At 73.5% G+C, this 22586-nt stretch carries 20 protein-coding genes; 8 read left to right on the top strand and 12 right to left on the bottom strand.

Annotation, left to right across the window (positions count from 1 at the left end):
- Window positions 1-78 precede the first annotated feature (78 nt).
- Complete coding sequence (locus GRQ65_RS22940; RefSeq protein WP_160879262.1) at window positions 79-582, bottom strand: mycothiol transferase; 504 nt, start codon at window positions 580-582, stop codon at window positions 79-81.
- Between the two features lie 17 nt (window positions 583-599).
- On the bottom strand, window positions 600-2267 hold the full coding sequence (locus GRQ65_RS17335) for a Vgb family protein (protein WP_160879263.1): 1668 nt from the start codon (window positions 2265-2267) through the stop codon (window positions 600-602).
- A 70-nt stretch (window positions 2268-2337) separates the two neighbouring features.
- Here GRQ65_RS17335 and GRQ65_RS17340 point away from each other — a divergent pair, with 70 nt between their 5' ends.
- Window positions 2338-3063: a class I SAM-dependent methyltransferase gene (locus GRQ65_RS17340; protein WP_337191824.1), complete on the top strand. Its 726-nt coding sequence runs from the start codon at window positions 2338-2340 to the stop codon at window positions 3061-3063.
- Here GRQ65_RS17340 and GRQ65_RS24120 read toward each other — a convergent pair.
- From GRQ65_RS24120 to GRQ65_RS17360, 4 genes are all read right to left on the bottom strand, one after another.
- On the bottom strand, window positions 3060-4751 hold the full coding sequence (locus GRQ65_RS24120; RefSeq protein WP_160879264.1) for a DUF429 domain-containing protein: 1692 nt from the start codon (window positions 4749-4751) through the stop codon (window positions 3060-3062). The two genes, GRQ65_RS17340 and GRQ65_RS24120, sit on opposite strands and share 4 nt — an antisense overlap.
- Window positions 4752-4758: 7 nt before the next feature.
- Window positions 4759-5427 carry a maleylpyruvate isomerase family mycothiol-dependent enzyme gene (locus GRQ65_RS17350; protein ID WP_160879265.1) on the bottom strand — a complete coding sequence of 223 codons (669 nt, stop codon included), beginning with the start codon at window positions 5425-5427 and terminating at the stop codon, window positions 4759-4761.
- Entirely contained in the window at window positions 5424-6620 is a 1197-nt protein-coding gene (locus GRQ65_RS17355) for a YibE/F family protein (protein ID WP_337191825.1), read from the bottom strand. Before GRQ65_RS17355 ends, GRQ65_RS17350 begins: the two co-directional genes overlap by 4 nt.
- A gap of 207 nt (window positions 6621-6827) precedes the next feature.
- Window positions 6828-7391, bottom strand: coding sequence for a hypothetical protein (locus GRQ65_RS17360; RefSeq protein ID WP_160879266.1), 564 nt, complete (start codon window positions 7389-7391; stop codon window positions 6828-6830).
- An 802-nt stretch (window positions 7392-8193) separates the two neighbouring features.
- Between GRQ65_RS17360 and dnaB the strand changes: the two genes are divergently transcribed.
- Complete coding sequence (gene dnaB / locus GRQ65_RS17365; protein WP_337191826.1) at window positions 8194-9603, top strand: replicative DNA helicase; 1410 nt, start codon at window positions 8194-8196, stop codon at window positions 9601-9603.
- Window positions 9604-9629: 26 nt separating this feature from the next.
- On the top strand, window positions 9630-10127 hold the full coding sequence (locus GRQ65_RS17370; RefSeq protein WP_160879267.1) for a hypothetical protein: 498 nt from the start codon (window positions 9630-9632) through the stop codon (window positions 10125-10127).
- A gap of 9 nt (window positions 10128-10136) precedes the next feature.
- Here the strand turns inward: GRQ65_RS17370 and GRQ65_RS17375 are convergent, their stop codons facing one another.
- Window positions 10137-11795, bottom strand: a complete 1659-nt coding sequence (locus tag GRQ65_RS17375) for an FAD-binding dehydrogenase (RefSeq protein WP_160879268.1) — start codon at window positions 11793-11795, stop codon at window positions 10137-10139.
- Between the two features lie 101 nt (window positions 11796-11896).
- Between GRQ65_RS17375 and GRQ65_RS24125 the strand changes: the two genes are divergently transcribed.
- Entirely contained in the window at window positions 11897-13075 is a 1179-nt protein-coding gene (locus GRQ65_RS24125) for an RsbRD N-terminal domain-containing protein (protein ID WP_160879269.1), read from the top strand.
- Window position 13076: 1 nt separating this feature from the next.
- Here the strand turns inward: GRQ65_RS24125 and GRQ65_RS17385 are convergent, their stop codons facing one another.
- Window positions 13077-14027, bottom strand: a complete 951-nt coding sequence (locus tag GRQ65_RS17385; protein ID WP_160879270.1) for an NAD-dependent epimerase/dehydratase family protein — start codon at window positions 14025-14027, stop codon at window positions 13077-13079.
- 131 nt (window positions 14028-14158) lie between these two features.
- Here GRQ65_RS17385 and GRQ65_RS17390 point away from each other — a divergent pair, with 131 nt between their 5' ends.
- Window positions 14159-14869: a TetR/AcrR family transcriptional regulator gene (locus tag GRQ65_RS17390; RefSeq protein ID WP_160879271.1), complete on the top strand. Its 711-nt coding sequence runs from the start codon at window positions 14159-14161 to the stop codon at window positions 14867-14869.
- A gap of 187 nt (window positions 14870-15056) precedes the next feature.
- On the top strand, window positions 15057-15497 hold the full coding sequence (locus GRQ65_RS17395) for a TrmH family RNA methyltransferase (RefSeq protein ID WP_337191827.1): 441 nt from the start codon (window positions 15057-15059) through the stop codon (window positions 15495-15497).
- Here the strand turns inward: GRQ65_RS17395 and GRQ65_RS17400 are convergent.
- Window positions 15473-16969, bottom strand: a complete 1497-nt coding sequence (locus GRQ65_RS17400) for an ATP-binding cassette domain-containing protein (RefSeq protein WP_160879273.1) — start codon at window positions 16967-16969, stop codon at window positions 15473-15475. The two genes, GRQ65_RS17395 and GRQ65_RS17400, sit on opposite strands and share 25 nt — an antisense overlap.
- Before the next feature lie 183 nt (window positions 16970-17152).
- On the opposite strand from GRQ65_RS17400, the gene GRQ65_RS17405 reads away from it, so the two are divergent.
- On the top strand, window positions 17153-18790 hold the full coding sequence (locus tag GRQ65_RS17405) for a serine hydrolase (protein ID WP_160879274.1): 1638 nt from the start codon (window positions 17153-17155) through the stop codon (window positions 18788-18790).
- 4 nt (window positions 18791-18794) lie between these two features.
- Here GRQ65_RS17405 and GRQ65_RS17410 read toward each other — a convergent pair whose 3' ends face one another.
- Genes GRQ65_RS17410 through GRQ65_RS17420 form a run of 3 tightly spaced genes read right to left on the bottom strand, consistent with a single transcriptional unit; the run spans window position 18795 to window position 21296 of the window.
- On the bottom strand, window positions 18795-19232 hold the full coding sequence (locus tag GRQ65_RS17410) for a VOC family protein (protein ID WP_160879275.1): 438 nt from the start codon (window positions 19230-19232) through the stop codon (window positions 18795-18797).
- Window positions 19233-19251: 19 nt separating this feature from the next.
- On the bottom strand, window positions 19252-20361 hold the full coding sequence (locus tag GRQ65_RS17415) for an oxidoreductase (RefSeq protein ID WP_160879276.1): 1110 nt from the start codon (window positions 20359-20361) through the stop codon (window positions 19252-19254).
- Complete coding sequence (locus GRQ65_RS17420; RefSeq protein WP_160879277.1) at window positions 20358-21296, bottom strand: dihydrodipicolinate synthase family protein; 939 nt, start codon at window positions 21294-21296, stop codon at window positions 20358-20360. Before GRQ65_RS17420 ends, GRQ65_RS17415 begins: the two co-directional genes overlap by 4 nt.
- Window positions 21297-21355: 59 nt before the next feature.
- Between GRQ65_RS17420 and GRQ65_RS17425 the strand changes: the two genes are divergently transcribed.
- A complete protein-coding gene (locus tag GRQ65_RS17425; RefSeq protein WP_160879278.1) occupies window positions 21356-22528 on the top strand; it encodes an NAD(P)/FAD-dependent oxidoreductase in 1173 nt (390 codons plus the stop codon).
- Window positions 22529-22586: the final 58 nt, after the last annotated feature.

Raw genomic sequence — 22586 nt, forward strand, 5'->3', positions numbered from 1 at the left:
GGCGGCCACCAGCCCCGATCCGATCACCCCCACCGGGGCGATGACCAGAGACTCACAGTCTCGAAACCATTGGCGGTCTCAGGCGCCGAGCAGCCCCCGCGCGTACGCCGCCTGGCCGGCGTGCTGCAGGTCGTCGCCGATGACGCTCACGAGCCGGGCGCCGAGGGTGACCGGCGGGTCCCAGTTCTCGTCGACGACGCGGTCGAGGTCGTCGGGGCCGAGCGTCTCGAGGTAGCGCTTGGTGGCCTCGGTGACAGCGGTGAGGTAGTCGGTGAGGGCGGAGGCGCTCGCGCGGACGCGGCCGACCTGGTCGGGGTCCATGTCGAAGCCGGTCTCGGTGTCGTCGAAGGGCAGCCCCCAGCGCTCGGCGTACCCGCCCGAGGTCCACACCTGCTCGGTGCCGGCGACGTCGGCGACGTGGTCGTCCTGCACCCGCGTGAGGTGCCAGACCAGCCACGCGATCGTGTTGGCCTCGGGCCCGGGTCGCTCGGTGAGCTGCTCCTCGCTCAGCCCGTCGACGGCGGCGCTCGCCGTCTGCTGGATGCGGTCGAAGGCGTCGGAGAGCAGCTCGGAGGGGGTCACGATCCTCCGGTAACCAGTCAGGAGCGCTCGGGCGCCCTCACGGTGAGCGTGCTGGTGGAGAGCTTGCGGAGGCTGCCGTCGGGCTGACGCTCCGAGACGAGGACATCGACCTTCAGTCGGCCGCGTGCGGCCAGGATGCGGCGGCCGAGACCGTTGAGGCGGATCTTCACCTTCGCGCTCTGGCCGCCGGTCAGCACCACCGACTTCTTGGCGAGAGTGCGGGGCCTGGGCTTCGCGACGCCCGACCGGAAGCCCGGGACGTACTCGTGCTCGCTCACGCGGTAGATCACCGTGCAGCGGGCCGTCGGCGGTCCGAGGCAGATCTGGTTGGCGGTGACCTCGCCGTCGTCGGCGCGCGGCTTGCTCAGCTGGGCCTGGCCGACGGAGACCGGGGTGAGCGCGACGGGTGCCGGCGTGGTGGGCGTCGTGGTGCCGGTCGTGGTGCCCGTGCTCTGGGTGGGAGCAGTCGGCGTCGTCGGCGTCGTCTGGCTGGGAGCGAGCGGGAGCCGCCCGAGGTCGCTCCCGACGGTGCCGAACCAGACGTCGGTCGCGGTGACGGTCAGTCCGAGCGGCTGCACCGAACCCAGCGACGTCACCGTGGCGGTCGCGGACGCCGACCCCGAGCCCGGCACGACGTGCACGAGCGCGTTGGGCGGCCCGCTCACGCTCACCCAGAGCGACCCGTCGGGGGCCGCCGCGATCTGCGACGGGCTGCCGCCGACGAGGGAGGGACTGATCGAGGCGAGGGTGTACTGCGTCATGGTCCCGGAACCGGGGTCGAGCCGGCCGATCTTCTTGTTCAGGCGGTTGGTGAACCACAGCCCCCCGTCGCCACCGGCGGCGACGTCGGTCAGGCCGCGACCGGAGTAGGAGCCCGAGCACGGGTTCTGGGCCTCGCACGGGGTCACGGCGTACTCGTTGTACGTCGCCCCGCCGGTGTAGGAGGCGATGCGGTAGCCGGGGGTGCCGGGGTCCTCCTCGACGAACCACGGCGTCCCGTCGGCGGCCACCGTGATGCCCGACGGCTTGGCGTCGTAGCGCGACGAGGTGAGCGTCGTGGCTCCGCCCTGGACCGCGACGTTGGGTCCCTCCGTGAGCCCACCGTCGGTGATCTGCGCGATCCGCGCGCCGGGGTAGGGGGCGACGTTGCTGGTCGTCTTCTCGGTGATCCAGGCGCCTCCGCCGGGCGCGGTGGCGACGTCCCACAGGTCGACACCACCCGCGGCGGTGCCGGTCGAGATCGTCGTGGCCGGCGCGGGTGCGCTCGGCACGAGGCTGCCGTAGGCGCCGTCGCTGCGCACGTAGTAGAGCCGCCCGTCGTGGGCGCTGAACGCCACGGAGCGCATCTGGTTGGCGCAGCAGCCCACCGGCGAGGGGTCGGGCGTGGCGACGGTGGTCGTCCCCGCCGCAGTGCCGGCGACCGCCGAGGCCGGGTGGAGCCGGATCAGCGACGGCGTGGGCTGGCTGCCGCGAGCCGGTCCGCTCGCCGAGAACCACACGTCGCCCGACCCGTCGACCGTGACGCCGTAGTTGACGACGGCGTACCCGCTCGGCGCGGAGTAGTAGGTCGGCACACCTGTCGACGGTGCGTCGGCTGCGGCGGGGAGCGGCAGCGCTCCGGCGGCCATGGCCGAGGCGGTCAGCGTGAGGACGGCGGTGGTCGCGGCGACGGCGAAGCGGTGCACCGGACACGTCTACCTCCGCCGCGTCGCCTGGCGCATGACCACAACGGGTCATGGCGCCTACGGTGGATCGGTGGTCGACGACGATCTCTGGGCGCGCCGCAGCTCGGCCTTCGGGGCCGCGGCCCGGGAGTACGCCGAGCACCGGCCCGGCTACGCCCCTGCCGCTCTGGACTGGCTGCTCGAGGGAGCCGGCAGAGACGTCCACGACGTGCTCGACCTCGCTGCCGGCACCGGCAAGCTGTGCGGCGCCCTCGACCCGGCGATGCTGGCCGAGCTCGGCCGGCGGGTGCCGTCGGCGCGGCGGCTGGTGGGCCGGGCCGAGGCGGTGCCGCTGGCCGACGACTCCGTCGACGTGGTCGCGGTGGGCACGGCCTGGCACTGGTTCGACACCGACCGGGCGCGGGCGGAGGTGCGCCGGGTCCTGCGCCCGGGAGGCGTCCTGGGTCTCGTCTACGCCCTCGACCGGACCGACGTGCCGTGGGTGGCCGAGGTCGGGCGGCTGGCGCTGACGTCGGTGTCGACCACACCACCGGACCCGGACGCGCCGTTCGACCTCACCGGTTGGGAGGGCTGGGAGCTCGAGGAGCGCCGCTTCGACCACGTGCACCGGCGCACCGCGGACTCGCTGACGGCGATGTTCGGCACCCAGTCGCACACGATGGTGGTGAGCCCCGAGGAGCGCGCCGAGACCCTCGCCCGGGTGCGGGCCTTCCTCGCATCGCAGCCGGAGACGGCAGAGGGCGAGTTCGACCTGCCGATGCAGACGTGGGTGGCGCGGCTGCGGCCGCCTGGCTAGGGGGCAGCGGTCCTGAGCCGCTCCCACCTCGTCTCGAGCAGGTCGCGCCGGTGGGCGTTGCCGTGCAGCGCGAGGTAGCGCTCGCCGAAGACGAAGAGCAGCGCGTCGTCGAGGCGGCGTACGGCGCCGGGCGGGTAGCGGTAGTCCATCCGCTCGGCGATGGCATCCTCGTCGGCGTCGCGCAGGGTCTCGGACAGTTCCTGCAGCGTCGTGATGCCGAGCTCGAGGAGCAGCCCGGAGACCCAGAGGTAGTGGTCGGTGCGCGACCAGCCCGCGTCGTCGTACTGCCCGGCGAGGAAGGCCGCGAGCTCGCGCGGCGCGATGCGCGGGTCGTCGTCGGCGCGCTCGGGAACGGGTGCGCCGCGCAGCCGGTCGCGCACCGCGGAGAACTCCCGGTCGGCGAGCTCGAGCAGCCCCGCCGCGAGCGTGAAGCGGCGGTCGAACTCGCTGGCGTGCTCGGCCGGCACCGACCCCTTGTAGCGGATGTCGTGCTCGAACTCCGCCCACGCGTGCTGCAGCACCGTGCGCAGCTGCACCTGCACGACCTGCTCGTCCTCGGCGCCCCCAGCGCCCCCGGCGTCCTCGACCGGCAGCGCGACCTGCAGGTGGCGGCTGGCGTAGCCGAACCGGCCCTCGCTGGCCGTGACCTCGCCGAGGTCGCGGTCGTCGAGCACGCGCGACTGCGCGGCGAGCAGCCCGGCGACCGCCTCGACGTCGCTGCGGACGTAGGTGATGACGCGGACGCCGACCTGGTCGCCGATGTCGCGCAGCGGGTCGGGGTAGAGCAACGCCCCGGTCTCGTCGGTGCGCGTCGCCTTGTCGGCGAACGACGCGACCGCCTTGGCGCGGGCGCTGATCGCGAGGTAGTTGATGCCGGCCTCGTCGAGGATCGTCCCGAGCTGCCGCTCGGCGCGGGCGGCGGCTGCGACGAGCGCAGGGTGGCGCTCGGCGTACGCGCGGACGGCGGCGCGCAGCGGGTCCTCCGGCGGGCGCTGGGTGCGCAGGACGGGGGTGACGATCTGGCCGGTCTCCAGGTCGCCGTACGTCGTGACCGCGTCGGGCCGGGTGTGTGCGAGCAGCGCGACGTAGGCGCAGACGACGGCGTCGACCTGGTCCTCGGCCACCCGCAGCTCGCTCTTGCGGGTCGCCGCCTCGACCGACGCGCGCAGCGCGCGCCAGGTGTCGTCGGGTTCGACGACCGTCTCCGTCAGCTCGATGAGCCGCAGCAGCTCGGAGCGCAGCGAGGCGAGGTCGCGGCCGGGCTTGGCCTTGTACTTCAGCGTCTTGGGCAGCTCGAAGAGCGCCACGGTCGCGGCGTGGGGGTAGACCTCCAGGGCCGTCGCGTGGAGCTCGAGCCCGAGCAGCGCGGCGACGCGGGCTCCGCGGGTGCCGTCGCGGAACTCCGGCTTGCCGGTGTTGGACGGGTGCGTCCCCGCCTCGAAGCGGCGGTAGTCGCGACTCAGGGCCCGCTCCGCCGGGCGCGAACCCGTCTCGTTGGTGACGACGAGCGGTGCGTCGATGCCGGCGACCACCGGTCCGTCGGCGTACGGCGACAGCGCGGCGACGATCTCGTCGTCGGTGCGGACCGTGGACAGGTGCAGGATCCGGCCGCGCTCGTCGAGCACGGCGACGCCGGTGGGGTTGCGCTCGCCCCACGCGAGGTCGAGGCCGACGTAGAGGGTGCTCACTCGGGGCTCACTCGGGGAGCGGCCGCTCGGGGAGGGGCCCGAGCCCGGCGAAGGCGTCGAGGTACGGCGTCACGTCGCCGGTCTCCGTCCAGGCGCGCAGCTGGTCCGCCGTACGCCGGGAGACCAGGGCGCGGGCCAGGTCGAAGTCGGAGGCGCGCACGCGGGTGGTCGCGTCGGCGGGCCCGCTGGACCAGGTGTCGCCGACGAGCAGGATCGAGTCGTCGGGGGCGGCGTCGCGGAACTTCACCGCCCGTCGCTCGCGCACGATCGCGAGTCCCTCGGTGTCGCGCGCGCCCGGCGCCCCGAGAGCCGAGCGGAGGTCCTGCTCGTGGATGACGACGTCGTTGAGCGGACGGGTGCCGTGCTCGCGCATCCACCCCTCCAGGCCGTCGGCGAGCCCCCGCCACTCCGCGACCAGTTCGGCGGCGGTGCGGTCGCGGCGGGCGTCGACCTGGGCCTGGGTCCACTCGTCGTTGTGGTCGTCGGGCTCGTCACCGTCGAGCACGTCGGCCCCGAGGCCGACCACGTGGGAGAGCAGGTCGCGCGCGGTCCAGTCGGGGCAGGCCGGCACGCGCTGCTCGAGCCGGGCGGGGTCGACCGACTCCACCAGGGCGCACACCCGCTCGTGCGCGGCGCGCCACTCGGCGATCTCGCTGGCGGTCTCGGTCTCGCTCATGGGTCGAGACTGCCACGTGGGCCGGGGACGGTGAGGACGGCGACCGCGGTGGTCGCGGGCACCGCGAGCACGAGACCGATCGACCCGGTGAGCGCCCGCACGATCTCCTCGGAGATCTCCTCGGTCGTGAGCAGCTCCCACCACGAGCGGTCGTAGAGCGAGACCGCGAGCAGCAGCGTGAGCGCGGTGCCGGCGTAGGCGAAGACGATGGTGTAGATCGTCGAGGCGATGTGGTCGCGCCCGATCCGCATGCCGCTGGTGAACAGCCGCGCGCGTGACATGGCCGGCGACGCCGCGCGCAGCTCCCAGACCGCCGAGGCCTGGGTGATGGTGACGTCGTTGAGGATGCCGAGCCCGGCGATGACGACGGCGGCGACGAGCAGGTCCTGCATCTGCAGGCCGGGGGCGAACGTCGTGAGCGCCTGCCCGCTCTGGTCGACCACCCCGGTCAGGTGGGCCGCACCGATCGCCCACCAGGAGATGCCGGCGATGAGCAGCATGCCGACGAGGGTGCCGCCGAGGGCGGCGCTCGTGCGCATCGAGAACCCGTGCGTCGTGTAGAGCACCACGAACATGATCAGCGCGCCGGTCACCAGCGCCACCGCGACCGGCTGCTCCCCGGTGATGAGCGCCGGGATCGCGAAGAACCCGACCACGAGAGCCGCGAAGCCGAGCCCGACGATCGCCATCAGCCCGCGCCAGCGCGCGACCACGAGCACGACGAGGGCGAAGAGCCCCGCGACCAGCCACAGCGGGGTGGCGCGGCTGATGCCGAAGTAGCCGTACGTCGGGTCCTGGCCCTCGACGGTCGGCGTGCGCAGCAGCTGGATGCGGTCGCCCTTCGCCAGCCCCGAGGTCGCGACCTCCGGCGGCACGTCGACCGTCACCTGGTCGCCGTCGCCGGCGCCCTCGGCGACGGTCGCCGTCACCGTGCCGCAGCCGCTGCGGTCGGCCGAGCCGCCCGAGCCCCCCGGGTCGCTGGGGTCGACCGGCGGGCAGGCGGGCCGCACCCGGTCGACGACGGCCTCGGGGAACGTCGCGCCCTCCGCGGCGAACTGCACCGAGCCGTGCAGGTCGTCGGCCGCCTTCCCGTCCGGCCAGAGCCAGGCCAGCCCCGCGAGCGTCGCGATCGCCACCGCGGCCAACGCGACCAGCAGCACCGCCCGCGGCACCGGGTCGAGGTGGAGCTCCACCTCACCCCCGCCGTGCCCGTGGCCGTGACCGTGCCCGTGGCCCTGATCCCGCGACGCTCGGTGACTCCCCACGCGGACATGCTCCCCCGGTGGTCAGGGAAGGACGAAGTCCTGTCTCCCCCGGTGGTTGAGGAAGGACGAAGTCCTGTCTCCCCCGGTGGTTGAGGAAGGACGAAGTCCTGTCTCGAAACCACTCCCGGTCGCGACTCAGCTCAGCCCCACCAGCCGGGGCGCTCGCGCCTCGACCTCGGCCACCCCGGCGGCCCGGCCCCGGGCGCTCGCCGACTCGACCTCGACCGACAGCGGCCAGGCGCGGTAGGTCGCGCTCCACCGGTAGCGCAGCTGCCCACCCCCGGCCGACACGGGCACGGCGGCCGTCCAGGTGCGGCCGGCGAACTCACCGTCGACGAGCCACCGCGACCCGGAGGTCGCGTGCTCGGCGTCGAACCAGGCGAACCGGTCGAAGCCGGCCTGCCAGCGGGTGTAGCGGACGACGTGGTCCTCGGCCCGGCAGGTGAGGACCTCGACCTTGCCGACCACGACCGCGCGGGTCGCGCGACAGCCGACGTCCTCGGAGAGCTCCGCGAAGACCGTGGCGAGGCCGACGGCGCCCGCCGGGGTCGTGCATTCGCGGACGGAGGCCACCCGGGCGCCGTCCCAGCAGGTGCGATCGCGCCCCGACGTGTCCGGCGAACCGGACACCGAGCCCACGGCCGACTCGGCGACCGGCGTCGGACCTCCGCTCGCCAGCGGACCGAGCAGGAGCGCCACCCCGGCCGCTCCGCTGACGCCGACGAGGGTGCCGACCGATCGGCGCCCGATGGTCCCGCCCGGCCGGTCAGCGCGGTGCGTCGGGGCAGCGCGAAGCGCCCTGCGCGGCCGTCGTGAGGGCAGCGCAGAGCGCGTTGAACCCCAGCCCCCCGGCACGTCCTCGACGGTAGGGGGCCGATCGGTCGACGACCATGACTCGAACAGACCATCGCGGCACCACCCGAAGGGGTCAGGCCCGAGCGACCGACCGTCCTGACCCGTCTGTGCACGAGGGCCACGGACGGGCGATCGTCCGCCTGACCCTGGTAAGGGTCACGCCCATGACTTGACACGTACCGCACTAGTCCATTCACACCGGTGCAGAAACTTGTGGATATGGCGGGATGGCGTAGGGCAACCGCTCCCCCGGCGTGTCGCGACCTCCACCGCGAGGTGACGTCGAGGTGAACCAAGAAATCGGCCCACTGATTTGTGTACACACCGTGAGAAAGACATCTGCGCAGGTCAGAGCGGTGTGACACCGCGTCGGGGATCTTCTCTCCACAGACTTCTCCCCAGACTGTGCACAGCCGATCGCGTGTCGTCCACCGGCGGGCCGTGGTTGTCCCCAGGACCTGTGGACAGGCCGCTGTCCGGACCCCCCTCCGGCCCCCTAGGTTCACCAGACGCCGTCCGCGAGCCCCGCGGTCGTTCCCCGGCCCGGGCCGCCTGTCGGTGGCTCGTCCTAGGTTCGGGACCGACCCCGCGAAGGTCGTCGCACGCCGCCACCCCCACCCCCTGCAGCACCCGTCCCGGAGGTTCCGTGAGCCTGACCGAGCCCGACACCTGGGCCCCCCAGCAGCCGTCGTCGTCCGAGCGCGGCGGCGGGGGCGGCGGCGCCGGTGGCGACTCCTGGCAGGGCGACCGCACCCCGCCCCAGGACATGGCCGCCGAGCAGTCGGTGCTGGGCGCCATGATGATCTCCAAGGACGCGATCGCCGACGTCACCGAGGAGCTGCGGGGCACCGACTTCTACCGCCCCAGCCACGAGACCATCCACGACGCGATCATCGACCTCTACGGCCGCGGCGAGCCGGTCGACATGGTCACCGTGGCGGCCGAGCTGCAGCGGCGCGGCGAGCTGCAGCGCGTCGGCGGCGCGGCGTACCTCCACACGCTGGCGCAGGCGGTGCCGATCGCGGCCAACGCGTCCTACTACGCCGAGATCGTCCGCGAGAAGTCGATCCTGCGGCGCCTGGTCGAGGCCGGCACCCGCATCGTGCAGTCGGGCTACGCCGGCGAGGGTCACATCGACAACATCGTCGACAACGCCCAGGCCGAGGTCTACCAGATCACCGACCGCCGCAGCACCGAGGACTACGCGCCGCTGGCCGACATCCTCGACGGCGTCGTGTCCGAGATCGAGGCCATCGACAACCGCGAGGCCGGTCTCTACGGCGTCCCGACCGGCTTCGTCGAGCTCGACGACCTCACCAACGGCCTGCACTCGGGGCAGATGATCATCGTCGCCGCCCGACCCGGCGCCGGGAAGTCGACCTTCGCCCTCGACCTGTGCCGCGCCGCCTCGATCAAGTCCAACATGGCCACCGCGTTCTTCAGCCTGGAGATGACGCGCTCGGAGATCACCATGCGCCTGCTGTCGGCCGAGGCCGGCATCGTCCTCAACCACATGCGCAACGGCAACATGCAGGAGGACGACTGGAACAAGCTGGCCCGCAAGTCCGGCCAGATCCACAGCGCGCCGATGTTCATCGACGACAGCCCCAACATGACGATGATGGAGATCCGGGCCAAGGCGCGCCGCCTCAAGCAGCGCCACGACCTGCGCCTCATGGTCATCGACTACATGCAGCTGATGTCGTCGGGCAAGAAGGTCGAGTCCCGCCAGCTCGAGGTCTCGGAGTTCAGCCGCCAGATCAAGCTGCTGGCCAAGGAGCTCGAGATCCCGATCATCGCGCTGTCGCAGCTCAACCGTGGCCCCGAGCAGCGCGCCGACAAGCGCCCGATGGTCTCCGACCTGCGCGAGTCCGGCTCGCTCGAGCAGGACGCCGACATGGTGATCCTGCTCCACCGCGAGGACATGTACGAGAAGGAGTCACCCCGCGCCGGCGAGGCCGACCTCATCGTCGCCAAGCACCGCAACGGCCCCACCCGCGACATCACCGTGGCCTTCCAGGGCCACTACTCGCGCTTCGTCGACATGGCGCACTGAGCGCCCGTCTCCAGGACGATCAGACCATGGCCCGTCGTCTCGCAGCCTCGCTCGCAGGCCTCGGCGTCCTGCTGCTCCTCGCTCCGTCTCCGGCGACCGCAGCGCAGAAGACGCTGGTCGACGCTCGCCGCGACGCGCCTGCACGTTTCGACATCACCACGGTTCGCGCCACGAACACGACCGGAAGGCTGACCGTCTCGACCCGGTTCCGGGCTCTCGACGGGGACGGCACTCAGATCTTCGGGTTCTCCGTGCAGTCGAGCGACCGCTCCGAGTCGTACATGGTCACCGCGGTGCGCCGCCCGTCCGGCCGCGTCAAGACCGTGATCGACGGCACCGCGCCGACCGATCAGTGCACGACCGACACGACGTGGTCGCCGCGGCAGGACGTGATCGAGGTCAGCGTGGTGGGCCAGTGCCTGCTGCCGGGCGCGGTCAGGGTCACCACGTTCGTCGGGGCGGGCGACGGCAGCTACGGAGACCCATCGGACTTCACCCGCGGGTTCAGGGTGCCGCAGGACTGATCCCGCCAGTCAGGTGACCTGGTCTGCTGCGGCACGGCCGGCGACCCGGCCTGAGAACAGGCACCCGCCGAGGAAGGTGCCCTCGAGCGCGTTGTAGCCCATCATCCCGCCGCCGCCGAAGCCGCTGACCTCGCCGGCGGCGTACAGACCGGGGACAACCGAGCCGTCAGCGGACAGGCAGCGACCGGACAGGTCGGTCTCGAGGCCGCCGAGGGTCTTGCGGGTCAGGATGTTGAGCCGGACGGCGATGAGCGGGCCGTTGGCCGGGTCGAGGAACTCGTGGGGCGTGGCGACCCGGATGAGCCGGTCGCCGCGGTACCTCCGGGCGCCGCGCATCGCCGTGATCTGGGCGTCCTTGGTGAACGGGTTGCGCAGCTCCCGGTCACGGGTCTCGAGCAGGGAGCGCAGGCGGGACTCGTCGATCAGGTCTCCGTCGCCGACCCGGTTCATCCCGGCGACGAGCTCGGTGAGAGTGTCGGCCACCACGAAGTCGGAGCCGTGCTGCTTGAACGCCTCGATCGGCCCGGGGGCGCCGGGGCGGACGCGGGAGAGCAGGAGCTTGAGGTCCTTGTCGGTGAGGTCGGGGTTCTGCTCGGAGCCCGACAGCGCGAACTCCTTCTCGATGACCTTCTGGGTCAGCACGAACCACGAGTAGTCGTAGCCGGTGCCGCGCAGGTGGCGGAGCGTGCCGAGGGTGTCGAAGCCCGGGAAGTACGGCGCAGGCAGGCGCGCACCGGTCGCGTCGAGCCACAGCGAGGACGGGCCGGGGAGGATGCGGATGCCGTGGTCGGCCCAGATCGGGTCCCAGTTGCGCAGCCCCTCGACGTAGGCCCACAGCCGGTCGGGGTTGATGAGGCGGGCGCCCGCGTCCTGGCTGATCGCGAGCCCCCGGCCGTCGACATGGGCCGGTACGCCGGACACCATCGTCTCCGGCGGCGTGCCGAGCCGCGCCGGCCAGACCTTCCGCACGAGGTCCTGGTCGCCACCGATGCCGCCCGAGGTCACGATCGTCGCCTGCGCCCGCAGCTCGAACCCCCCGACCACCACCCGGCTCGAGGCCGCGCCGCGGGCGGCGTCGGTCGGCTCGAGCACGGCGCCGCGCACGCCGACGACGGTGCCGCCCTCGACGAGGAGACCGTCCACGCGGTGGCGGAACGCGAACCGGATCCGACCCCCGGCCACGTGGGCGCGGACCCGGCGCTCGAACGGCTCGACGACGCCCGGACCCGTGCCCCATGTGAGGTGGAAGCGCGGCACGGAGTTGCCGTGACCGTCCGCGCGACCGTCGCCGCGCTCGGCCCACCCGACGACGGGGAACAGCCGCAGCCCCATGCCGCGCAGCCACGACCGCTTCTCGCCGGCCGCGAAGTCGAGGTAGGCCTCCGCCCAGCGCCTCGGCCAGGCGTCCTCCTCACGGTCGAACTGCGCGCTTCCCATCCAGTCCTGCTCGGCGAGCTCGCGCGAGTCGCGGATGCCCATCCGGCGCTGCTCGGGCGAGTCGACGAAGAAGAGTCCACCCAGGCTCCAGAACGCCTGACCGCCGAGGTTCTGCTCGCCCTCCTGGTCGACCAGCACGACGCCGCGGCCGCGGTCGGCCGCCTCGGCGGCAGCGACCAGGCCAGCGAGCCCGGCTCCCACGACGAGCACGTCCACCTCTGATGCGTCCATGACGGCGAGCCTGCGCGAGGCGCGGCCAGCCCACAACGGTCTTTGTCACCCAATGACAGCCCAGTACGTTGTCAGGTGAGCAACCTGGCAGGGTGAGCGCCGTGACCGCTCGCGACCGGGCCGCAGGGGCCGTGTTCTCCCGCCTCGACGTGCTGGTCGACGACATCGTCGCCGGCATCGAAGAGCAGATCCCGGCCTACCGCACCCTCACCCCCGCGCAGCTCGCCGAGGTCACCGCCATCGCCGGGTGGGGCGTACGCCGGATCCTCGAGCTCTGGACGTCCGACAGCCCGCTGACCGAGGCTGATCTGCAGCGGTTCCGGGGCATCGGCACAGCGCGGGCCCTGGACGACCGGCCGCTCGCTGGGGTGCTGAGGGCCTACCGCCTGGCCGGCGAGCGGATCACCGACGAGATCGCGGCAGACCGCACCGCAGGGCTCACGGTGGCCGACGCCATGGCCCTGGCCCGGCTGTGGATGGCCGCGATCGACGAGATCTCCGAGGCACTGTCCCTCGGCCACTCCGAGGCGGCGCGTCGCCTCGACGAGGACCGTGACCGCGCCCTCGCCGAGCTGCTCGCCGACCTGCTCGACGGGCGCCGCGTCACCCTGACCGCGCTCGCCGACCGCGCCCGCCGCCTCGACCTGAGCCTGCCCGCACGCCCGAGCGTCGTCGTCCTCGCTCCGCCGCCCGACGTCGGCGCCCGGCAGCTCGTCGACGCGGTGCTGAGCGCCGCGGGACTGGCCGCCCAGGACGACGTGCTGCGCCTCGTCCGCAACGGGCGCGCCTTCGTCGTGTGCGACGCCGCTCAGGCGGCGGCGCTCCTGGGCGAGCTCTCCGGGGTGGCGGACGGCGCCCGTGCCGCGTGCGTCCCAGCACCCCGCCCCGCCGAGGTCCGCACCGCGTACCGGCTCGCCGACCACGCGCTCACCTACGCGCCCGGTCACGCCTTCGCCGCCCGCCCGTGGCTGTCGAACGGCGACGCGCTGCTCCTCGCCCTGCTCACCCCCGGCTCCGGCCCGGGCCCGGCACCCGATCCGAGCGAGATGGCGGCGGCCGTGCTGGGCGACACGCTCACACCGGACAACGCCCATCTCCACGAGGGGCTGAGGGCCGTCGTACGCACCGGCTCCGCCGTCGCGGCCGCGGCGCACCTCGAGGTGCACCCGCAGACGGTGAGGTACCGCCTGCGCCGCGTCCACGAGATCACCGGGCGCAGCACCGGCGACCCGTGGGACCTGTTCGTGCTCAGTGCGGCCGTACTGGCCGCCGGGTCCTGACTCAGGCAGCTGCGGACTCCTGCGCCCGCCACCACGCCACGGTCGCGGCGACGCCGTCGACCATCGGGGTGGGCGAGAGGCCGAGGCGGGCCTCGCTGGCGCTCGAGTCGAGGACGAACGGCGCGTCGAACATGTACGCCGTCTCGGCCATCTCGCGCATCGGCCGCGACACCGCACCCGAGGCCCGGAACACCCAGGCGGGGATCGACGCGGTGCGCGGCACGGGCACGCCGCCGGCCTGCGCGACCAGCTCGACCAGGCGTCGCTGGGTCACGGGCGCGGCGGTCGGGGCGTGCAGGAAGGAGTTCCACAGGTCCTCGCGCCCCGCGGCGCGGATCATCGCTGCGGCCAGATCGGGCACGTAGGTGAAGGAGTGCGGCTGGTCGAGGCTGCCCAGCACCCGCATCGTGCGACCGGCGAGGACGGTCGGGACCATCCGCTCGCCGGCGTGCGCGCCGCGGACGGCGGGCCCGTAGAAGTCGGACGCGGCGACGCTGACCGTCGGCGTGGCCGAGGCGTCGCGCTGGGCGAGGAGCTCGGTGCGCACGCCGAGCTTGCCGCTGGTCGCGGCGCGCGGGGTGTCCTCGGTCATCGGCCCGTCGACGGGGCCGTAGGCGTAGAGGCTCTCCGGGAACACCACGACCGCACCGACCCGTCCGGCCGCCTCCAGCACGGCGCGCTCGGCCTGCGGGAGCTCGGCGCGCCACACGCGGGCGTCGTACGCCGACCCGTGGATGCAGTGGTGCACCGCGACCGCACCGGCGAACGCCTCGGTCAGAGCTCCGGCCTGCGAGACGTCGACGCGCCGACGGTCGATCAACGGGTGCTCGGGGCCGCTGCCCGAGCGGGTGAGGAGCCGGACGTGCTCACCGGCCTCGGCGAGCTGCAGCGCGACGGTCGAGCCGACGGGGCCGGCTCCGGTGACGACGTGGACGGGGCTGTGAGCGGACATCGGTGCCTCCTGATGGGAAAGTGAGAGCACTGCTCTCGGAACATGGGAAGCATGCACCCGACGCTCGGGAAAAGCAAGAGCACTGCTCTCTTCCGCTACCGACGCTCTCGGCCGTGTGCGATCATCGAGCCATGACCGAAGCCCCCTCGACCCCTCGCAGCCGTGCGCGGGAGCAGACGATGCGCGACATCGTGCGGATCGGGCGGCAGCACCTCGCGACCGACGGCGCCGCGGCGCTCTCCCTCCGAGCGGTCGCCCGCGACCTCGGACTCGTGTCGTCCGCGGTCTACCGCTACGTCGCCAGCCGCGACGAGCTGCTCACCCTGCTCGTCGTCGACGGCTACGACGAGCTCGGCGACGCCGTCGACACAGCCCTCGCGCGGGTGGACCGGGGCGACTACGTGCGCCGCATGGAAGCCATCGGCCGCGCGGTCCGCACCTGGGCGCTGGCCGAGCCCGCGACGTACGCGCTGCTCTTCGGCAGCCCGGTGCCCGGCTACGAGGCCCCGGCCGAGCGCACGACCGGCCCGGGCACGCGGGTGGTCGGGCGCCTGGTCGAGGTGTGGGAGGACGCCTGGACGGCCGGTGCGGTCCGGCTCACCGATGACCCGGTCACTCCCCGGCGCCTCGCGCGCGACACCGCCCGGATCCGCCGTGACATGGGCCTGAGCGTGCCCGACGTGCTCATCACCAGGGGGATGTTCGCGTGGGCGGCGCTCTTCGGGTGCGTGAGCTTCGAGGTGTTCGGGCAGTACGGCGCCAGCACGTTCACCGACCCCGGCGACGTCTTCGAGCACCACCTCGTCGCGCTCGTCGAGGCCGTCGGGCTGCGAGCGGCGTAGCCTGGGCGGTGACCACGCACGACCGTCGATGGACCGGCGCCGCCGCTGAAAGGCGCCTCGCGATGAAGCACCTCTGCCCGACCGTCCCCGGAGGCCCGTCCACCCGCTGTTGAGCGCGCCCCGCACCAAGCCGCGCGAGCTGCGTGCGCAGCGTCGCCGTGGTCGTCACGGCTGCTGGGACCATCTCGTGGTCGCTCCCCTCTGGGTCGCCTACGACGCCAACCTCGGCACCCTGCTGCGCACCTGCGACGCGGTCGGTGCCTGCCTGGCGGTCCCGCGTACGCCGCACTACCGCGCTGCCCTCGAGGTCGGCGACACCCTGCGCGGGAGACGCCCGTGCATCCACTGGGTGGCGCCGACCAAGGAGGGGTGGCTGGCCGAGCAGCACAAGGCGGGCCGTCGCATCGTCGCTGTCGAACTGGTGGACGGCGCCACCCCGCTGCCGCGGCTCGAGCCCGCACGCTCACCCACCGTGCTGCTGCTCGGCCACGAGCACCACGGTGTGCCCGACGACGTGCTCGCTGAGGTGGACGAGTGCGTCGAGATCCCGATGGTCGGCTGGGGCGCCAGCCTCAACGTCGCCGTCGCCGGCAGCCTCGTCGCCTACCGGCTCGCCGGGCTGTCGTGACCCACCTCGAGCCGCGGCCACCCGGACAGGTCGGAGAACAGCTGACGGTCGTGGGTGGCCACCACGACGGCGCACGGCGTCGCGAGCAGCGCCGCCGTGAGCTCGTCGACGAGCGCCGCCGAGAGGTGGTTCGTCGGCTCGTCGAGCAGGAGCAGGTCCGGCCGGCGGGCGAGGCACCTCTCGAGGTCCAGCCGCCGTTGCTGGCCCGGGGAGAGGCGGCTGACCGGCCCACGCACCTCCTGCGACATCAGGACGACGCGGGCGTCCCCGTGCCGTGTGACCCGCCCCTCGGTGGGGCCCAGCTCACCGGCCAGCACGGACAGCAGCGTCGACTTGCCGGCGCCGTTCGGGCCGGTGACGAGGAGCCGGTCGCCACCGCTCACCGCGACGTCGACAGGACCGGTCAGGCGACCGGCCACCCGCAGGCCCGAGCCGCTGAGCAGCGGACGGCCAGGGAGCGCGCGCAGGTCGGGCCAGCGCAGCCGCGGTGGCGGCGGGGGTAGGTCGACCCGGTGCTGCTCGAGCTCGTCGGCGCGCCGGTTGAACGCCTGCACCGTGCTCGCCGCACGCGTCGCGCGCTGGTGCTTGCCCGTGCCCTTGTCGGGCCGCCACCCCGACTGCAGGCGCCCGCGGGCCTCGTCGGCCGCCTGCTGCAGCCGCGCCCGCTCCGTCTGCTGGGCCGCGTGCTCCTGCTCCCACCGCAGGCGTTCCGCCCGGCGACCGGCGACCCACCCGTCGTAGCCGCCCGCGTGCTCGCGCGGACGGCCGTCGCGGGTCGGGTCGAGGTCGAGGAACCTCGTCGCGGTGGCCCGGAGGAGCGCGCGGTCGTGGGAGACGAGCGCCCAGCCGCCGGGGTGGTCCTGCATTCGCCGGGTCAGGAACCCGAGCGCCTCGGCGTCGAGGTGGTTCGTCGGCTCGTCCAGCAGGAGCAGGTCGACCGCGGAGCCGAGGACGACGGCGAGACGCACGCGGTAGCGCTGCCCGACCGAGAGGGTGGTGAGCCGTCGGTCCCGGTCGGTGCAGGCGCGGAGGCCGTCGAGGGCGACGTCGATGCGCCGTTCGGCGTCCCAGGCGTCGAGGACGGTCGCCGCCTCGAGCGCGGCGGCGTAGGCGTCGTCGGCACCCGGCCGGCCCGCGGCGATCGCCTGGGTCGCGGCGTCCAGCGCTCGCAGCGCATCGCGGGAGGGGCGGAGCGCCTCGTCCAGCAGGTCGCCGACGGTGCGTGCGTCGTCGACCTCGAGGGTCTGCTCGACCAGCGCGAGCGACCCGGTGCGGGTCACCGAGCCCTCGTCGGGCGTCAGTCGCCCGGTCAGGACGTGGAGGAGGGTGGTCTTGCCGCGGCCGTTCTCGCCGACGACGGCGAGGCGGGAGCCGGCGGAGACGGTGGCGTCGATGCCGGACAGGACGGTGCGTTCGCCCAGGGTGACGGAGATGTCGCGGGCGCGGACGTGTGGTGCGGGGTTGCGGAGCATGGCGTGGTCTCTCAGCTCGTCGAGGAGCCGGGCAGCACGCGGGGCCGCCCGGCGGTGGGCCGGGACGGCGGACGAGAGGTTTCAGTCGGGGTCGGCCGCCGTCAGCGGCGCGACCACGGCTTCGCGCAGAAGTTCACGCCCCCGACGGTAGCGACCGCGGGGCTCGCGGCACACTCGGTTTCCGTGACCGTCGAGCTCCCCGCCCTCGCTGCCGTCGACGCACTGTTCGCCCGAGACTTCGAGCGGGGCCGCTCGCCCGGGCTGGTCCACGCCGTCGTCCACGACGGCGAGGTGCTGCACTGGCGCGGGCTCGGCACCACCGTCCCGGGCGAGGACACGCCGCCCACCGACACGAGCGTGCAGCGCATCGCGTCGATGTCGAAGTCGTTCACGGCCGCTGCGGTGCTAGTGCTGCGCGACCGCGGCGCCTTGCTGCTCGACGACCTCGTGTCGGCGTACGTCGCCGACGCGCCGGACGCCGTCACGATCCGGCACCTGCTGACCATGAGCGGCGGGCTGCTGACCGACGACCCGTGGGGCGACCGGCTCGAGCCGCAGACGCCCGCCGCGCTCGCCGCGCTGCTCGCCGGCGGGATCACCGTGGGCGGCCCGCCCGGCGTGGGGTTCGAGTACAGCAACCTCGGCTACGCGCTGCTCGGCCGCGTGCTGGACTCGGTGCTCGGCGAGGACGGCGCGTTCCGGGCCTTCGTGCTCGACGAGGTCACCGGCCCGCTCGGCATGAGCGCGACGGCGTACGACGCCCGCACGGTCGGCGACGCACTCGTCACCGGTCACCACGACCACGGCGACGGCTGGGTCGCGGAGCCGCCGGTCGTGCCGGGGACGTTCTCGGCGATGGGTGGGCTGCACTCCAGCGTGCGCGACCTGGCCCGGTGGGTCGGTGGGTTCACCGACGCGTTCCGCCACCCCGAGGCGCCGCACCCGCTCGGCGCCGCGAGCCGCCGCGAGATGCAGCAGCAGCAGCGGTTCGTGTCGGTCTCGGCGTCGCTGGACGAGGCCCGGACGACGGCGGCGGGCTACGGCTTCGGGTTGTTCGTCGAGCACCACAGCGACCACGGCCACGTCGTGCACCACTCCGGCGGCTACCCGGGCTACGGCTCGCACATGCGCTGGCACCCCGAGACCGGCCTCGGCGTCATCGCCCTCGCCAACGGCACGTACGCCGGCCCCGCGGTCGCGGCCCGCGACGCCCTGCGCCTGCTCGTGGCCGCCGAACGCACCGTGGGCGTCTCCGAGGTCGTGACGCCCGAGCTCGTCGCCGCGGTCACCGGCACCATCACCGCCGACGACCCGTACGCCGGTGACCTCTACACCTCCAACGTCGCCCAGGACGTGCCGCTCGCCGTGCGCCGGCGCAAGCTCGGCGAGGCCCTCGGCCGGGTGGGCGAGCCGACCGGGCCCGCGACCGCGCCGCACACCCAGGGTCTCGGCACCGCCCACTGGTCGGTGCCCGCCGAGCGCGGCCGCCTCGACGTGACCGTCAAGGTCGCTCCGACCGCGACCCAGCCCGCCGTGCAGTCGCTCGAGGTCGTCGCCGTCCCCGAGGCACCCGCCGACCTGGTGCAGGCCGCGACCGCGGCCCTCGACTCCCCCGCGGCGGCGCTCGCACGGGCCCACTCGTCCGAGCCCTCCCTCGCGGGCACCGTCGAGGTCGACGGTGAGAGGTCCGCGACCTTCGCCGTCCGCGCCGGCACCACCTGGTGGAAGCTCGTCGTCGCCCGCGACGCCGAGCCCCAGCTCACGGCGTACCCCACCGCCGAGTGGCCGCTGCTGGAGCACCGGGTCGGCGGATCGTCGTAAGGTCTCAGGCCTTCTGCAGCGCTTCGGCGAGCATCACGATGATCCCGCTCGGCCCGCGCACGTAGGTCAGGCGGTAGACGTCCTCGTAGGTCGCGACCCCGCGCAGCGGGTGGCACCCGTGCCGCGCGGCGATCTCCAGGGCGGCGTCGAGGTCGTCCACGGAGAAGGCGACGCGGTGCATGCCGATGGTGTTCGGCGCGGTCGGGCCGGGGTCGGACGCCGGGGGGTGGACGTACTCGAACAGCTCGAGGACACCGTGCCCGTCGGGAGTGCGCAGCATCGCGATGCGCGAGTGGTTGCCGTCCAGACCCACCGCCGTGTCGGTCCACTCCCCGCTGACCTCGGCGCGCCCCTCGACGTCCAGACCGAGGTCGGTGAAGAAGGCGACTGCCTCCTCCAGGTCCCGCACCGCGATCCCGACGTTCTCCAGCGTGATCGGCATGCCGGTCACGCTAGTGCGCTCAGTCGACGACGGGAACCGGACGCGGTACGGCGGTGAGGTGCTGGGGCGGGTAGAGCGCGCGCTGGGCCTCGACGTCGAGACCGAGAACGGACGCGGCGCGCCGCGGCCAGTGCGGGTCGCGCAGCGCGGCGCGGCCGAGCAGCACGACGTCGGCGGTGCCGTCGAGGAGCAGCTCCTCCGCCTCCGCGGGGTCCTCGACGAGGCCGACCGTGCCGACGGGCATGCCGGTGGTGCGCAGCTCGCGGGCGAACGGCGCCTGGTAGCCGGGACCGACCGGGATCTCCTGGTGGGCCACGGCGCCGCCGGTGGAGACGTCGACGAGGTCGACCCCGCCGTCGGCGAGCAGCAGCTCGGTCAGCGCGCGGGACTGCTCGAGGTCCCAGCCGCCCTCGGCCCAGTCGGTGGCGGAGATGCGCACGATGACGGGCATCTCGGCGGGGAGGGCGTCGCGGACGGCCGTGACCGTCTCCCGCAGCAGGCGGGCGCGCCCGGCCAGGTCGCCGGCGTACTCGTCGTCGCGGTCGTTGATGAGCGGTGAGAGGAACTGGTGGAGCAGGTAGCCGTGGGCGGCGTGCACCTCGACCGCGTCGAAGCCGGCCGCATGGGCGCGGCGCGCCGCGTCGGCGAACTGACCGGGCACGGCGCGGACCTCGTCGGTCGTGAGCGCGCGCGGGGCGTCGAGGGTGCCGAACGGCGAGGCCGTCGAGCTCACCGTCTGCCAGCCGCCGTCGACCGCCGCGACCGACCCGCTCCGGCCCGAGAACGGCGACCAGGTCGACGCCTTGCGCCCGGCGTGGGCCAGCTGCACCGCGATCCGCGAGCCCTGGCTGTGCACGAAGTCGACGACCGGACGCCACGCCTCGGTCTGGGCGTCGTCCCACAGACCGGTGTCCTCGGGGCTGATCCGGCCCTCGGGGACGACCGACGTCGCCTCGGTGACGACCAGGCCGAAACCGCCGGTCGCGAACGCACCCAGGTGGACGAGGTGCCACGCGGTCGGCACCCCGTCACGCGCGGCGCAGCTGTACTGGCACATCGGCGAGACCCAGACCCGGTTCGGCACCGCGAGGGTGCCGAGCTGCACCGGGTCGAACAGACGCGGGGTCACAGGCCGATCTGCACGGCGTAGTCGTCGATCTCGGCAGTGACCTTGAGGATCCGCTCGATCTTCTCCTCGCCCTCGGCGCCCAGCTGCGCGAACGTCGTCAGCGGGGCGCGCACCGGACCGACCGGGTAGCCGGCGCGGCGCGCCAGCTCCTTGCTGTAGCACTGGTGGCCGTACGTCGGGTGGCCCTCGGCGATGATCGCGTCGAAGGTGTGGATGAGGCTGTCGATGTGGCGCGCCTCGTCGACGCGGCCCTCGGAGAGCAGGCGGTACATCCCGGCCGAGGCGCGGGGGATGTAGTTGCCGTAGGGGTTGACGTAGCCGCGCGCGCCGAGCGCGTAGGAGTCGACGAGCTGCTCCCCGGCGTACACCACGATGTCGTCGCCGGCCAGCTCCAGCACCTCGCCGACGCGCGGGATGCTCTGCGAGGACTCCTTGATGTAGGAGACGTTGGGGAAGGCCTTGGCCAGGCGCGCGACCAGCGCGGCGCTCATGTCGACGTTGGACGTGACGGGGTTGTTGTAGAGCATGATCGGCACGCTGACGGCGTCGGTGATCGCCTCGTAGTAGCGGTAGATCTCGTCGTCGGTCGGCGTGTAGTAGTACGGCGGCAGGATCATCAGGCCGTCGGCGCCGGCCTCGGCGGCCTCGACGCTCTGCTCGACCGCGATCGCCGTCGAGGCGTTCATCGTGCCGATCAGGACCGGGATGCGCCCGTCGATGTGCTGCACGGTCGTCTCGACGACGGTGCGCCGCTCCTCGCGCGAGAGGGTGATGAACTCACCCGTGGTGCCGAGCATGATGATGCCGAGGACGCCGGTCTCGAGCTGCCAGTCGAGGAAGGCCTTGAGCCGGTCGGTGTCGACGGCGCTGGCGTCGTCGGTGAACGGGGTGACGGCGACGGTGTAGCTGCCCTCGAACTGCGGAGCGTCGGTCATGATTGGCCTCTCTGCGAACACTTGTACGACCTGTGAACACCTTACGGTACGGTCGCCGCATGGCCGAGCACGAGTCCACGCCTGCCGGGGAGTACGACGTCGCGGTGGTCGGGGGCGGGGCCACGGGCTGCGCCACGGCGTACTACGCCGCCAAGCGCGGCGCCCGCGTCGTGCTGCTCGACCGCCAGGACCTCAACACCGAGGCGTCGGGCCGCAACGCCGGCAGCCTGCACGGCCAGATCCAGCACGAGCCGTTCCTCCACCTCGGCGAGGAGTGGGCGCGCTCCTGGCTGCCCGCCCTCGACCTGCTGCGCGGCTCACTCGAGCTGTGGGACGGGCTGTCCGCCGAGCTCGGCGTCGACCTCGAGGTGAAGAAGAAGGGCGGCCTGCTGGTCGCCGACCACCCTGACCAGCTCGCCGACATCGAGCGCAAGGTCGCCCTCGAGCGCTCCATCGGCATCGAGAGCCGGATGCTGACCCGCGACGAGGTGCACGCCCTCGCGCCGTGGGCCTCGGACGCGATCGTCGGCGGCGAGCTCTGCCCGATCGAGGGCAAGGCCAACCCGCTGGTGACCGGTCCGTCGTTCGCGCGGGCGGCGGTGCGCCACGGCGCCGCCGTGCGAGGCGGCGTCGGCGTGCAGGCCATCACCCCCGACGGCGGCGGCTACGTGCTGACGACCACCGACGGCGACGTGCGCGCTCGCAAGGTCGTCGTGGCCACCGGCGACGCGATGCGCGAGTTCGGACGCCGGCTGGGGGTCAACCTGCCCGTGACCAGCGAGGCGGTGCAGGTCAGCGTGACCGAGCGGGTCGAGCCGCTGGTCGAGCACCTCGTCTACTACGCCGGCGGCAAGCTCACCTTCAAGCAGTCGTCGACCGGCACCCTGCTCATCGGCGGCGGCTGGCCCGCGCGGCGCGACGAGAACGGCGCGTGGGTCATGAACCCCGACTCCCTGCGCGAGAACCTCCGCATCGCCGTGCGCGTCGCCCCCGTCGTCGGCGGCGTCAAGCTGCTGCGCACCTGGGTCGGCGTCGGCAACGGCACGCCCGACCAGCGCCCCGTCCTCGGCGAGCTCCCGCACCACCCCGGGCTGTTCGTCGGGATCTACCCCTACATGGGGTTCACCGCCAGCCCGCTCATGGGCCGCACGCTCGCCGAGCTCGCCCTCGGCGAGACGCCCGCGCTCGACCTCGCGCCGTTCGACCCGATGCGGTTCGCCGACGCCGCCTGATCCACAGAGAGTGGTTTCGAGACAGCACTTCGTCCTTCCTCAACCACCGGTGTCACGG

Origin of the sequence: Nocardioides flavescens (assembly GCF_009823805.1) — a bacterium.
Lineage (GTDB): Bacteria > Actinomycetota > Actinomycetes > Propionibacteriales > Nocardioidaceae > Nocardioides > Nocardioides flavescens.

What these genes read in the sequence shown, in the direction of transcription:
- GRQ65_RS17425 (WP_160879278.1), top strand. Translation starts at nt 21,356, where the DNA reads ATGGCCGAGCACGAGTCCACGCCTGCCGGGGAGTACGACGTCGCGGTG.
- GRQ65_RS17420 (WP_160879277.1), bottom strand. Translation starts at nt 21,296, where the DNA reads ATGACCGACGCTCCGCAGTTCGAGGGCAGCTACACCGTCGCCGTCACC.
- GRQ65_RS17385 (WP_160879270.1), bottom strand. Translation starts at nt 14,027, where the DNA reads ATGTCCGCTCACAGCCCCGTCCACGTCGTCACCGGAGCCGGCCCCGTC.
- GRQ65_RS17400 (WP_160879273.1), bottom strand. Translation starts at nt 16,969, where the DNA reads ATGCTCCGCAACCCCGCACCACACGTCCGCGCCCGCGACATCTCCGTC.
- GRQ65_RS17370 (WP_160879267.1), top strand. Translation starts at nt 9,630, where the DNA reads ATGGCCCGTCGTCTCGCAGCCTCGCTCGCAGGCCTCGGCGTCCTGCTG.
- GRQ65_RS17410 (WP_160879275.1), bottom strand. Translation starts at nt 19,232, where the DNA reads ATGCCGATCACGCTGGAGAACGTCGGGATCGCGGTGCGGGACCTGGAG.
- GRQ65_RS17375 (WP_160879268.1), bottom strand. Translation starts at nt 11,795, where the DNA reads ATGGACGCATCAGAGGTGGACGTGCTCGTCGTGGGAGCCGGGCTCGCT.
- GRQ65_RS17350 (WP_160879265.1), bottom strand. Translation starts at nt 5,427, where the DNA reads ATGAGCGAGACCGAGACCGCCAGCGAGATCGCCGAGTGGCGCGCCGCG.
- GRQ65_RS17390 (WP_160879271.1), top strand. Translation starts at nt 14,159, where the DNA reads ATGACCGAAGCCCCCTCGACCCCTCGCAGCCGTGCGCGGGAGCAGACG.